Raw genomic sequence first — 13,710 nt, forward strand, 5'->3', positions numbered from 1 at the left:
TATCATAGAAAATCATGGTAACACAACAAATTAGACTACGCTAAGTACAGGAATTACTTAAAAGTTTTATTGATAAATTTCCGGCTTTAAAATGCCTATATATGGGAGATTTCGATATTTTTCACTGTAATCAAGTCCATATCCCACTACAAAAGCATCCGGAACAACAAAACCTACATAATCAGCCTCAATATCGGCTTTTCTGCCAGTTGGTTTATCAAGCAATGTGACAATCTTTATTGATTTTGCTTTGCGATAACGGAATAATTTCACTAAATAACTTAAAGTTAAACCGCTGTCTATAATATCTTCTATAATTAAGATATCTCTTCCTTCAACAGAAGTATCCAAATCCTTGATAATTTTCACTTCTCCTGAAGAGACAGTTGATGAACCATAGCTTGAAACATCCATGAAGTCCATTTCCAGATATGTATCAATATTCTTTAAAAGATCACCCATAAACGGCATAGCACCTTTTAGAACGCCAATTGCAAGAGGAAAACGATCTTTGTACTCTTCCGTTAGGACCTTACCTAACTCCTTTACTTTTTCCTGAATTTGTTCTTCAGTTACTAAAATTTCTTCGATATCTTGTCTCATTAAATGTGTGCCCCCTAGAAGTTCATAGCTCTTTATAATGCAATACTATATAGTCATCCCCGTTTGCCGGATTGGCCTCGTAAATTGACTTTTTTAAGCCAGGCAGCCAAAGGATGTCCCCATTCCCATCTTCTACAATCGGCCATGAATTTCGGTTATGTAATGGAATCTTTGCATCAATAAATATATCTTTAACCTTTTTCCTGCCATTCATGCCTTTTAACTTGATTTTATCTCCCTGTTTCCTTGTGCGAACAATGAGCGGTTTAACTACCGATTCCTCTTTTAATAAAAACAATTCATTACCAATTAGTGATTCGTTATTACCCTTTACCAATTCACACGTGATTTGAAACCCGTTTGGGAGATTAACAACGGAAGGGATATCAAGTTGAATACAATAGTCCTTACCTTCCTCTTGCTCAAAAGTAAACAAACATGTTTGATAGGATTTAATCACTTTTAAACCGCCTGGGTAATCAAGTGAGCCTGAAGGGTGACCTTGTGAGAGCAGTCTCAATAAACTCTCAATATGTATTGAAGAAAGAGAAGCTGGAATATTTACGTATAGATAGTTTAATATTAGTTGAATCCCTCTTCTTTGTAAAGGCAAAGGTAGGCTTTTAAACCTATCGATATCCATTTCCACCCATGACTTTTCTTTTCTTTTCAATACTGTATTCAATTGTTGCTTTGTTAATTCCTTTAAATACGTTTCATCCTCCAATAAGGTTTCACTAAAATATTGAAATCTTTCATGAACCAATGGATTTTCTCTTTTTAAATAAGGTAATATATGTTTTCTGAAACGATTTCTAGTATAATCCGTCTTTTCATTACTTGGATCGAATCTTGGCATTAAGTGCTGTTCCCTGCAATACGATAGAATTTGTTCTTTTGTTTGTCCAAGCAAAGGCCTTATGATGTATCCATTGTGAAATTTGCGTTTTACACGAATCCCTGCAAGTGCCTCCCCCGTACTTCCCCGTACCAATCTCATTAAGATTGTTTCAACTTGGTCGTCCCCATGATGACCAAGTGCCAAACACCTAGACTGATACTTATCTAAAACTTCCTTATAGAACTCATATCGGCATTCTCTTGCAGCAACCTGTGAGCTTAAGTGATGGACCTCAGCATATGAGGTTACATCACTTTGCTTTGTTTCACATAATATTTGATGCTGCTTACAAAAATCCTGCACAAACAGCATTTCCTCTTTTGATTGTTCGCCTCTAAACATGTGATCGATATGCGCAGCGACTAACTCAATATTCCAATGTTGCCTTTGTTTATTAAGTAAATGCAGCAACGCCAGGGAATCAGGTCCCCCCGATACACCAACGACAATGGTTGACCCCTTTTCAATCAATTGATGTTTTTGAATAAGGGCATAAAAGTTTTCCACGTTTCTTCCCTCTTTTTTTAACATTACCTTCTAATTCTTTCCTTTCCTAACTCTATCCTACCATTATTTCTTAGGCAATAACAAAGGAGAAGAATGCGTTCACATATTCACCATATTTTTTGAACAATTTTACAGTGCGTTTTACATTAAATAATGATAAACATAAAGTGAATAGATTAAAAACACACCTATCAGAATCACAATTGTTTCAAAAACACCGCTCATTTTTTTCCGTTTTTTTGTTTGCTTGGCCTGTTTTCTTGTTTGCTTCACTTGGGAAGCACTCTTTTTTGCCGCTTGGCTCTTTGCATAACTATGAGGCTTCACCTGAGTACGATATGTTTTCGTTTTCGGCTTCTCTTTGCTCGTTTCTGTTGAGAGTAAATGAACTAAGTCTCTCTTCATTTCAGTTGCATTCATGTATTTTCCCAAAAGAGCCTTTTGTAAAACCTGCTTATGTTTTTGCAAAAATGGATGGTGATCAATGACATCAAACAGCTGTGCTCTTCCATCACCTTCACTCTTTCTAGTAAATCGCTTTGGATAAGCAGCATTAATTACAATCATCGCTACAGAAAAAAGGTCATATGACGGCTCTGCTTTACGGGTGCCAAATCCCCAGTACCCACGGTCAAAGAATTCTGTAAACTCTTTAATCGCCCTTCCTTGTTGTGTCGTCCCACCAACATCGATGCATCTTATTCTTGGCGGAGGACCTGAAATTAACAGATTTTCTGGTTTTAGATCGCCAAAAATCCAGCCTTGTTGATGAAGCCTTTCCAAATTCGATAAAAGCTGAAGGACCAATACATCAACCCATTCAATTCCTCTCCCTTTAATAAATTCAAGAAAATTATTTCCTTGAACATATTCCATCACATAAAATGGAAGGATTTTTCCGTGATCGATTCTCCAATCATCCACATCAAGCAAAGAAGGCCCAAGAGAAGTACCTTGGACCTTAGAAAATCGCTTTAGCACGTTTACTTCTGAAGTAATCGCCATATTATTTTCACTAAGTTTAAGAGCGACTTTACCTTTTCTACTATCAGCTAAGTATACATTGCCTGTTGCACCTTGTCCAAGCAGCCTTATAATCGTATATCGCTCCCCGTTCCACTTGCCATTAACAACCGTTCCAGAAGAAAGGTTACATGCCTGATTCATCATAGTAATCTTCTTCATTCCGTAATAAACTTCTTAAGGAACGTTTCTGTTTAAACTGTTGAATCGCATCACGTATCGCTGGACCTGTCGGTGTAATACCTCCTGTCGACAGTTTAGGGAAAATAGAAGAAAGTGACTGCAGATTCGGTGTCCAATCAAGTACCTGTTCAACCTCATCTTTTTTCCCAGGAAATACTGAAACGGAAAATTGATTATCTCCCATTCTCGAATTCAAACTAATAGATAGATCTAGCAATGCCTCCTTAACCGTAGGGAGCTTCGGCTTCATACTTGCACTTGTATCAACTAAAATAAGAATTTCCAGACTTACTGTTTCACCCAGTTCATCAACAACCTCCATAACCTCGCCCCGTTTTTCAGGTGGAAGTTCTTCCATTGATGTATGTTTGCCAAGAATTTGCTGCAGTTCTTTATTGACAACCCCTTGGAGCGTTTGCGTCATAGCTTTTCTCGTTACCATTTGAACTGTATGCGATAACTGGTGAGCATAGACAATTTGGTGAACGCCACCTCCTGACATTGCGATTCCTTCTATTTCTTGCATAGCCTCTTGATCAATCACATTCTCTTCAACAACACCTATGACATTTACAGTTATCCCTTGCTCGTGAGCTAATGCTGCTATTGCAATGGGATCTTCCCCATGATTAGAACAACCGTCAGTAATTAATAAGATTTGTTTTAAATGACCCTTTGCCATAATTACCCTCCTAGAGAGACGTAAATTTTTTCATATATCGCCTAGATCGTATATGAAAACTTGTTACCATACTCGCCAGAAGAGTCATTTTTTATACCCCATTTCCTTCCTAACCGATTTTCTCCTTCGATTCATATTTTGAAACAGGAATGCTTGCCCATTTCGGTGTATTATGCTCAATCGCTGATACAACAACTGTCATATCATCTTCAATTTTGCCGGATCTTGTTCTAATCACCTCTTCCATTATTAGGTCTGCAACTTCCTGAGGATCTTCCGTTTTTATTTCGCTAATTTTTCGCTTCATCCATAAATCATAATTCTCAACATGCTTTGGTCCTTCAAAGATGCCATCACTCATCATAATCAGAAGGTCTCCTGCCTTCAGCTTTTCTCCAACAACATCTACGTCAAAATCCTCGATAATACCTATTGGTAGATTACTAGCTTGAATTTTAATAATTTTATCTCCTCGTTTCAGAAAGCTTGGTGTTGAACCTATTTTTAAAAATTTACTGCTTCCGTCTTGAAGATCTACGATCGCTAAATCGAGCGTTGAGAAAATTTCATCTGTCGTTCTTAGTGATAAAATAGAATTGATTGTTTTAATCGCAACCTTTTCTTCTATTCCTGATTGCAGGATTTTTTGCAATAGCTTTATTGTTTCATTGCTTTCAAAGTGAGCTCTTTCACCATTTCCCATTCCATCACTAATCGCAACAGCAAACTTGCCTACTCCTAAATCAATCATAGAATAGCTATCACCTGATACCAAACCGCCGCCTTTCGCTGCATGGGCAACACCCGTTTCAATCCGGAATTTCTTCGCAGAACCAAATGAAACATGGCAATAACCATTTGGATAGTTTGCACACTCTTCATGTTTAACAATAATTGATTCATCTAAAATATCAGAGAGCATTGGTGCAATGATTTTTTCGCACTCACCATGCCCATTACAAAAAGGAATACTCATTTCAATATCGACATTCCCTTGCTCAAGGCTGAATATATCTACATTGACAATTTCTATACCGAAGTTTTGTAAAGCATCTAAAATTTGCTCCTCTTGAACAAAATGATTCTCACGTTCTCTTTTTATTTCCCTGGATAGATCCTCCATAACATGGGATACTCCTAAGAGTTGCTCAGCAACTAACCTCCTGCTTTCCTGAACCTCCTTCTTTAGCTTTTGATTTGCTTGAAAATAATTGATTTCTTCTTCGATCGCCTCTTCCACTTTAGTAGATTTTGAACAGTGTTTCGCAAACTCCTTCTTCAACTTAATATTGTTTTGATAGGTTTTTTGTTTCGTTTCTTGCATAATTGCCTGCATATATTCATAAGTTGTATCAAAGTTCTGTACCCAGCACCTTTCCTTTTTAAAACAATGCTGACATGTGCTTTCAGTAATACTGCTTAAAAATAAATCGGTTTCTCTTTGATCGTCTTCTTTCACGTCCTTGCTATAAAAAGTTCCAAAGCTTTCTGATAACGCTTGGAACACCTGAGAAAATTGATCAACGCGATGTGCGGTTACATCACGGATTTTCCGTACATATTGTTGCTGTTCCTGAGCATGCTCACTTGTCCCGGGTATATGCCTTGCCAGCCTTGCTGTAATGGCTTTCGGTGTAAGCAGGAATAACAAGATTGCAATCATTGACTCAATCAGTGTTGTCATCAAATCAGCTGACCCTTGTCCATATAAAGAGATCAACACAGACCCAAGCAGAAGGCCGACTGCCGTTCCTAACTTTTGCCCTTCTCTTAATAGACCTCCTAATAGACCAGAAAAGGCGAGAAGGCTCATATGATATAAGTTTCCGACATTGGCCAAGCTTAAAATCAATCCGGTGACAACTCCAACCGTACAGCCAATGCTTGATCCGCCAATAAAGGCAAAAAGAAGAACGATATAACGGGAAAAAATATGCTCTGCTTGGAGATTTTGATAAGACACGCCGACAAGACCTGTCATCACAGAAGCCAGGAGAATCATAATGCAAATAATCTCTTCAATCTTTAATGATTGTTTATATTTTCTGGCAGATATGAGTGGAATACTTTGAAGAAATATTAAAGTTAGGATAAAGGATAATCCAGATTCAACGCCTGCCATCATATAGTCATATAATGTTAGAGTGGATTTGGTAGCAAATGAGAAGACAACTCTTGTTAACGCGACCGTCCCAAAAACGACAAAGGGGAGAATCTTTAATTGATCCTTAAAGACATATGCAGATAGACGATTGATCACAAGGAAACCAATGATTGATGCTAAAATAATGAAGGACACTTCAAAAGAAACAGTCATTCCTCCTGCTATTAGGGAGAAACCGGCTAATAATGCCTTATCTCTTTTCATTAGGAACACTGCACCAAAGAATGGCAATGCAAAAGGCAATACCTCCGATAGAATAATAGCTCGTCCTAATAAAAACCCTATTAATACATATACAAGACCTCTATGCAAGAGGAATACTTGTAATTTAGAAGAGAATCGATGAAAGAATCGATTAAACACTTGCTGGGTTTTTACCATTCCCAAATCCGAAATCGGCTCCATTAACCTTCTTTCCACTTTTTCCATCGTTCATTCCCCCACTAATTGATTGTTGCTTGTAATTATATAGGACGCTTGGACAAGATTTTGTCAAAAGAAGGAATGATATTCCAAAAACAGTTCGACTGTTTTTGATGAATGCGACAAATATCTAAGTGATGTGAAACTTTTTCTAAGGTCTTTCGTCAAAAAGGTAAAAAACGAGAAGAAAACGGCTAGGAATATGTAAGTAAAAGGAGAAAGAAAGGCAGAAAAGCTTTGGAAAACCGATCCTGTCGGTAAAATATGCCGCAGTACCTGTTGCCGATGTCCTCTCACTAGTGCGGAGAAGTTATTCTCCTAAAACGACAAAAAAACTAGTTGATCTAATCAACTAGTTTTCTATATGACCCGTACGGGATTCGAACCCGTGTTACCGCCGTGAAAGGGCGGTGTCTTAACCGCTTGACCAACGGGCCGTTTTAAATGTTGGATTTGAGAGGTTAGAGAAATGATGCTTGAAATAAAAGCATTTATCTAACTTCTTACCTCCAATTTCTTGCTTCTAATATGGTAGCGGCGGAGGGAATCGAACCCACGACCTCACGGGTATGAACCGTACGCTCTAGCCAGCTGAGCTACACCGCCATATTTTTTAAAAGTTGTCCATTTCTAAGGCACAAGATATATAATACATTCGAATTAAATATACGTCAATATAAATTTTTTTTACATAATCTTCTGACTATTGGCAGCTGTTAAAAAAAGGAAAACATCAATAAGATGTCTTCCTTTTACGGCAACATTTATATGAAGGCAGCAAGCTATCCTCTTCTAGCTCCTCGACCACCGCGTTTTGATTCTGTATTGCGTTTTAATGAAGATAACCGATCTTCACTGTCTTTTAAGAAACGACTCATCTTTTGTTCAAAGCTTTCCTTGTTATTATTGCGGAAATCATTTCCTCTTTGTCTCGGGCGATCTGATTGCCTTGGACGATCTGAGTTTCTTGGGCGTTCTGGACGTTCTGGGCGCTCTGGGCGATCTATCGCTTTTTTAATAGATAAACCAATCTTACCGTCATTCTCAACATTTATTACTTTAACTGTAACTTCATCTCCGACTTTTAAGTGATCATTAATATCCTTCACATAATTATCGGCAACTTCACTGATGTGTACGAGACCTGTAGAGCCTCCTGGTAGCTCAACAAACGCTCCAAAATTAGTAATGCCCGTCACTTTACCCTGTAACTTGCTGCCAACTTCAATCGACATAAAAATAATGCTCCTCCTTAAACAGATAAAAAATCATTCGAACCTTTATTATATTATACATAAATAAAAAATCGAGTGTCAACAAGGCTAATCTTTTATGTTAAAGATGATTTCATTCTCATCAGATAAGAAATAGTCTCTTCGTGCAATTTTTGCGATATACTCATCATCATTAAGCTTGACAATTTCTTCTCTTAAAATCTTCTCTTCTTGTTTTAATCCGCTCAGTTTTTTTTCAAGTTTTTGCTGTTCGGCCAATTTTTCATCAATGGTACTTTGTTGATTATAAATGGTGGTGATCATTACAACAGAAGAAATGACAGCCAATAGTCCTAACAGAGCCAACCTTCTGAACAAGCCTCTTTTCCGACGTTTCGAAAGTTGCTGTTGTCTCTCTTGCTGCTGCATATATTGTGATTGTAGTTCCGTAATTTTCCTTGTTCTTTCGAGACTCATCTTTCTCCTCCTTACTTTTTCTTTCTCCGCAGCCACCACGCTTTTATGTTATTAGCTATATTCTGGAATTTCTTCATAAATCCTGCTAAGAATCGAATAATCTTTGCAAGGAAATTCCTGATAGGAAATGGAGTAAACCTCCATAAAATGCGAAAAAGAAACCTTACTGGTGCTAATAAAAGTTTAACGAACGAATATAAAAATTGAAAAGCCCATTTTGTTAATCTCCATAAAAAGTTCACCGTTCCAAGTAAGATCACTATGAGCAAATGTACTAACCCCACAATCGGTTTTACAATCATAAGTTGGCCAACTCTTATCAAAAAGCGATAAATGCTTAAGCTTGTCTTTATTAATAGCTCAAGAATACGCAAATACATGCTTTTAAATAAACTCTGATAGGCAGCATATCCGCATAAAACAGCCAGGAAGATATAAATTCGCATTTCCCCTTCATTAACAAGCAGCAACAGATAAAAAAGGATAAGTCCCTGTACGACCCAAAATAAAAAGTCATTTATAAAAACAACCCATCTGGCTCTCATGGGCCGCTTTAAAAAGCGGCCATAGGTATCGAGAGCCAAACCGAGCCATCCACCCATACCAGCCATTGCCAACATAGTATAGAACTGTGTTGTCAAACTCATTTAAATAACTTGCTAAAGAGTCCTTTAGCTTTCTCCCCATGCTGTTCGTCCAAATAAACCAAATCAAAAATTCTGCTGCCTTTAATGGAAACAACGCCTTTATCAACATCAAGATTTTTCATCTGAAGGTTCTGCCCACGGATCGCTAACGCACCCATGACAGTATCCAATAGAAATTCCTCACTGTCAAAGCTCTCTACCTGTTTAACACCAGTAATTTCTAACAATTTCCTTCCCCGCATGATCACATCATGCTCTTGAATCGCACCTTTATGAACAGATGAATTGTTATCATAATATTGATTCATGTTCAACCTCCGCATTCTAAATAAAGGATTTCTTTTACATTTGTATGTAAAAACAATCCGATTTAGAACAAGCTATAAAGAAATGCGGAGCGCCTTGATCAGTTCCGACAAGCATAAGATACTTAGGAATAGAAGACGTTTTTTATCTTCAATTCCTAAGTGGCTTATGACTCAAGGAGCTAGGCGCCGCAGCTAGACAATTCGAAAATGCGGAGGCGCCTTGATCAGCTCCTACAAGCACAAGACGATTAGGAATAGAAGGTGTTTTCTACCTTCCATTCCTGATTGGCTTGTGAACTCGAGGGTCTAGGCGCCGCAGCTGGAATTAAAAAAACGGTAGCGACTGATTAGGCCAGAGAAGCATAAGATACTTAGGAATAGAAGACGATCTTTGCCTCCAATTCCTAATGGTTTTTTGACTTGAGAAACAAGACGTAACAGATGGACAATTCGAAATGCAGAAAAGCTACCCTAGTCCCTAAAATCTATTCCTGCTCTACCTTCTCTTCCTTAACAATACGGTATAGATTTGCAGCCTCTTCTTTCCTTGTTGTTTCTTTCAAATCAGTAATTTCAACCGTCATTAATTTCTGGCCAAAACGGATGAGCAGTTCATCCCCTATTTTCACATTGGAGCTTGCCTTTCCAGGAGTTCCATTAATTGAAATTCGTCCTTGATCGGCAATTTCTTTTGCTAATGTTCTTCGTTTAATGATTCTTGATACTTTTAAAAATTTGTCTAATCTCATCTTCATCCCTCTTTATCTATTTTCTTGGCCTCATTCCAAAATTGATCCATTTCTTCTAAGGACATGTCCTGAAGCTTCATGTTATGTTCCTCTGCCTTCTTCTCTATGTAGCGAAAACGATCATAAAATTTTTTATTTGTTGAAGCCAGTGCTTCCTCAGGTTCAATATGATAATGCCTTCCTACATTGATTAACGCAAATAAAACATCGCCAAACTCCTTCATGATGTATTGTTCATTTGTTCTGGATTTTAGCTCGTCTTCAAATTCTTTTATTTCCTCTTTTACCTTTTCCCAGGTTTCATCAACTGTTGGCCAGTCAAATCCAATCTTAGCAGCCTTTTTCTGTAAATGATAGGCTTTGGAAAGGGCAGGAAGCGCTGATGATACCGAATCAAGAATGGATGTTCTGTTTGAAAAATCTTTTTCTTTTTGCTTAATCTCGTCCCAGTTTGCCAACACTTCATTCGTGTCTTGAACAACTGTTTCTCCAAAAACATGCGGGTGTCTGCGAACCATTTTTTCTGCAACTGCTTTAATGACATCATCAATTGAGAACATCCCATCGTCTTCACCGATTTGGGCATGAAGGACAACCTGCAGGAGAACATCACCTAGTTCTTCAATCATATGATCAATATCTTCTTCTTCAATTGCCTCTAATAGTTCATAGCACTCTTCAATTAAATATTTTTTTAAAGAGTGATGTGTTTGCTCTTTATCCCATGGGCAGCCATCTGGTCCGCGCAGCTCGGCAACAATTTGCCTGAAGCTAGTAAATTGATGATATAGAAGTTCGTTATTTTTTACAGGCGGAACATAAACACTCGTTAAGTTATTGACACTTGTTTCACGATCTAGTTCATACAACGGAACCTCTTTAATAAGCTGTTGATGGCTTCCAGCAGCCGTTACAATCGTCACTCGATAATCATCGGGAAGCTGTTCCATTAAGGTGAGCTTTACATTTGATGCTACCATTTGATCATAAACTTGAGTAATGACAACATGTCCATTTAATTGAAGCTGTTCGCTCTTTAATGTTAAGGCATCTACAAGCTGAAAACCTTCAATCGGATCAATTTCTAATGCTTGAAAAGTCGAATCTATAAAGCTTTGTCCACCTTGTACAACAATTGTATAACCCTTTTCTCTTCCGTCACTTAATAGAAGCTGCACGGTTTTCTCTGCAACAAGCGGATGCCCTGGAACGGCATACACAATATCCTTATCTATTGCATGTTCTAGTAAGGTTTCGGCAATTTTTGTATACACGACATCAAAATCATCATTCTCTTCATAAATAGAATCAAACGCTTCATAGTGGAATTCATTATTTAATTCGGCAATAATGGGATGCTCTTTTGTACGTAAAAATAAGTGTTTGGATTTTGTAATTAGTTGGTAAACACCAAAGGGCAATTGATTTAAATCTCCTGCACCTAACCCAACAATTGTGATTTTCTTAGCCATCTAAGGTCCCCATTTCATTTTACAAGTTTTTTTAGAATCGGAATATTTTGAAGCTCATTATTTGTAAATACTTTTAATTTAAAAATTGACCACCCGTAAATACAACCTCCGATTAATACCCCGCTGAGCGATGCTATACTAGCGAACAGACGATTCTCTAAGTTATAAATCATGCCCGCAGTTTTTAGGAAAATCATTAACAAGCTAACCATGATGACAATCGCAAGACTGATCTTACCTAAACTCTTATTCCCTTTAAAAGAATATCCTTTTATTATCATATATAAAATCGTGATCAATACGACAACTCCGTAAGAAATGACTGTTGAGATTGCCGCTCCGATTACCCCATACATTGGAATCAGATACATATTTAACCCATATTTAATCCCTACACCAACTATGACCGACAATGCTGGAAAAAAGGTATAGCCTAATCCCTGTAATATCGCAAACATAGTTAGGCATAAAGAGGTAAACAATATGGAAACACTTAAAACCATTAAGACCATTGAGCCTGAAGTATTTGTAAAAAGCATAACATTCGTCGGTTTTATAATCGCAATTAAACCCGCTGATGCACCTGCTGCAACAACAATGCATAGCTTCAAAGAAAGATTCAGCTTTTCATGTATAAATGCAAAGTTGTTTTGCACCTTTGCACTAGCAATAACGGGAACAAGTGATAGAGCAAGAGATGTCGCAACAACGGTCCCCAGCTGAATCAGCGGTTGCCCACGATCATATATGCCCTTTGTTTCCTTCGCTAAAACCTTTCCCATTCCTCCATCAACTAATAGAGAATATAAATTAAGAGCATCAATTAGCTGAATCAAAATAAGCAGCAGACTGCTCAACCCAATAGTCCAGGTAGACTTCATTAGAGATAAGAGTACTTTCCTGGTTTGTATAGGTGCAGAAACATTCCACCTGATCATTCCGTGATGCTCTCTTCTCCAAGTAATGGCTAGCATTATCAACGCAGCCAGGCTCCCAATAATGGAGCCTGCTAAAGCACCAAAACCTACTTCATATAAATTATAACCAGCCCTGACCATGAAATAGGAACTTGCTAATATAAAAGAAACTCTTATTCCTTGTTCAACAACTTGCGAAACAGCTGTAGGATTCATATTTTGCTCTGATTGATAGTAGCCTCTAAAACTTGAGACAAGGGGAACAACAAGAAACGAGATGGCTGATATTTGAATAAGCTTTGTAAGATGCAGGTCTCCCATAAAACGGGCTATTTCATCAGAAAATATGTATAAAAAAACAGATAGGATAATGCCGACTATAGATAGATAAAAGAAAGTAATCGTCATAATCTTTGAACGAATTTGCATCGATTTCCCATACCCACAATCCGTCATTACCTTCGAAATAACCACAGGAAATCCTGATGTAGCAAGGATTACACTCATACCATAAAATGGATATACCTGTTGATAAATATAAAAACCGATATCCCCGACTATATTTTGAAATGGAACACGGTATGCTGCACTTAAAATTTTTGTTACTAATCCAGCAATTGTAAGGATAAGTGCTCCTTGTATGGCCAGATTCACCGTATTTTTCTGGACTTTCATGCCTTACTCCTCTCAAAAATCCTCTAAGCTTGATTATAGTAAAGCTGACGAGCCTTGAAAAGTATTAGCCTAAGAATGAAACCAATAGATTAAAGAAATAATTCTTCCTATTGCATGCAAGGTGAGAAGCAGCAACTTCCTGAGAAGCGCTTCGTAAATAAAAAAAGGCAGCATGTATGCTGCCTTTTTCCGTTTTACACCCTTATTGTTCCATTTGACGCGCTAAAAATCCTGCAGCAGTCTCTACAGCCTTATGCTCAACTTCACCAATTGACTGTTCTTTAGAAAAAATAATGACAGCTCCAATTGGATCACCATTTGCGACTATTGGTCCAATTGTATATGATTTTATATCCTCGCTAAGACCCTCAACAAGCTGCGTTTCTCCACCTTCAGTTTGTAAAACGGAGCTTCTTTCTTCCATGGCTTGCTCAACTACGTCGCTAATGTTTTTATTTAAGTATTCCTTTTTGGAACCGCCGGCTACGGCAATAAATGTGTCTCGATCACAGATTAAAACTGGATGGCCCAAACTATCGTATAGGGCATCTGCGTATTCCTTAGAAAAGTCACTTAATTCGCTTATTGGTGAATATTTCTTTAGAATCACTTCACCATCCCGATCCACAAAGATTTCTAATGGATCTCCTTCACGAATTCGAAGTGTTCTGCGAATTTCCTTTGGAATAACTACTCGACCTAAATCATCAATACGACGAACAATACCAGTTGCTTTCATCTTATGCTGCCTCACTTTCATCGGAT

The 13,710-nt window shown here is 37.7% G+C and carries 13 protein-coding genes and 2 tRNA genes; all 15 read right to left on the reverse strand.

Going from position 1 to position 13,710, the window contains the following annotated elements:
• Positions 1 to 66: 66 nt before the first annotated feature.
• Complete coding sequence (gene hpt / locus WQ54_RS13780) at positions 67 to 603, reverse strand: hypoxanthine phosphoribosyltransferase (protein WP_046517497.1); 537 nt, start codon at positions 601 to 603, stop codon at positions 67 to 69.
• A gap of 22 nt (positions 604 to 625) precedes the next feature.
• Complete coding sequence (gene tilS, locus WQ54_RS13785; protein WP_231597530.1) at positions 626 to 2,011, reverse strand: tRNA lysidine(34) synthetase TilS; 1,386 nt, start codon at positions 2,009 to 2,011, stop codon at positions 626 to 628.
• Between the two features lie 141 nt (positions 2,012 to 2,152).
• Positions 2,153 to 3,196 (reverse strand): protein kinase family protein, encoded by a 1,044-nt coding sequence (locus tag WQ54_RS13790; protein ID WP_231597531.1) that lies wholly within the window; start codon positions 3,194 to 3,196, stop codon positions 2,153 to 2,155.
• Complete coding sequence (locus tag WQ54_RS13795; protein WP_046517500.1) at positions 3,162 to 3,899, reverse strand: VWA domain-containing protein; 738 nt, start codon at positions 3,897 to 3,899, stop codon at positions 3,162 to 3,164. Before WQ54_RS13795 ends, WQ54_RS13790 begins: the two co-directional genes overlap by 35 nt.
• Before the next feature lie 109 nt (positions 3,900 to 4,008).
• Positions 4,009 to 6,492, reverse strand: a complete 2,484-nt coding sequence (gene spoIIE / locus WQ54_RS13800) for a stage II sporulation protein E (protein ID WP_046517501.1) — start codon at positions 6,490 to 6,492, stop codon at positions 4,009 to 4,011.
• Between the two features lie 359 nt (positions 6,493 to 6,851).
• A tRNA-Glu gene (locus tag WQ54_RS13805) sits at positions 6,852 to 6,923 on the reverse strand.
• Between the two features lie 92 nt (positions 6,924 to 7,015).
• Positions 7,016 to 7,092, reverse strand: a tRNA-Met gene (locus tag WQ54_RS13810).
• A 176-nt stretch (positions 7,093 to 7,268) separates the two neighbouring features.
• On the reverse strand, positions 7,269 to 7,721 hold the full coding sequence (locus tag WQ54_RS13815; RefSeq protein WP_046517502.1) for a S1 domain-containing RNA-binding protein: 453 nt from the start codon (positions 7,719 to 7,721) through the stop codon (positions 7,269 to 7,271).
• A gap of 87 nt (positions 7,722 to 7,808) precedes the next feature.
• Positions 7,809 to 8,177: a septum formation initiator family protein gene (locus tag WQ54_RS13820; protein ID WP_046517503.1), complete on the reverse strand. Its 369-nt coding sequence runs from the start codon at positions 8,175 to 8,177 to the stop codon at positions 7,809 to 7,811.
• 11 nt (positions 8,178 to 8,188) lie between these two features.
• The gene (gene yabQ, locus WQ54_RS13825) at positions 8,189 to 8,824 is read right to left on the reverse strand and encodes a spore cortex biosynthesis protein YabQ (protein ID WP_046517504.1); all 636 of its coding nucleotides are present in this window, start codon (positions 8,822 to 8,824) and stop codon (positions 8,189 to 8,191) included.
• Entirely contained in the window at positions 8,821 to 9,132 is a 312-nt protein-coding gene (gene yabP / locus WQ54_RS13830; RefSeq protein ID WP_046517505.1) for a sporulation protein YabP, read from the reverse strand. Before yabP ends, yabQ begins: the two co-directional genes overlap by 4 nt.
• Positions 9,133 to 9,617: 485 nt before the next feature.
• Positions 9,618 to 9,881 carry an RNA-binding S4 domain-containing protein gene (locus tag WQ54_RS13835; protein WP_046517506.1) on the reverse strand — a complete coding sequence of 88 codons (264 nt, stop codon included), beginning with the start codon at positions 9,879 to 9,881 and terminating at the stop codon, positions 9,618 to 9,620.
• 2 nt (positions 9,882 to 9,883) lie between these two features.
• On the reverse strand, positions 9,884 to 11,353 hold the full coding sequence (gene mazG, locus WQ54_RS13840; RefSeq protein ID WP_046517507.1) for a nucleoside triphosphate pyrophosphohydrolase: 1,470 nt from the start codon (positions 11,351 to 11,353) through the stop codon (positions 9,884 to 9,886).
• Between the two features lie 14 nt (positions 11,354 to 11,367).
• Positions 11,368 to 12,945: a polysaccharide biosynthesis protein gene (locus tag WQ54_RS13845; RefSeq protein ID WP_046517508.1), complete on the reverse strand. Its 1,578-nt coding sequence runs from the start codon at positions 12,943 to 12,945 to the stop codon at positions 11,368 to 11,370.
• Between the two features lie 202 nt (positions 12,946 to 13,147).
• Positions 13,148 to 13,684, reverse strand: coding sequence for a stage V sporulation protein T (gene spoVT / locus WQ54_RS13850; RefSeq protein WP_046517509.1), 537 nt, complete (start codon positions 13,682 to 13,684; stop codon positions 13,148 to 13,150).
• Positions 13,685 to 13,710: the final 26 nt, after the last annotated feature.

Origin of the sequence: Bacillus sp. SA1-12, assembly GCF_000981385.1 — a bacterium.
In the GTDB taxonomy this organism is placed as follows: Bacteria; Bacillota; Bacilli; order Bacillales; family Bacillaceae; genus Metabacillus.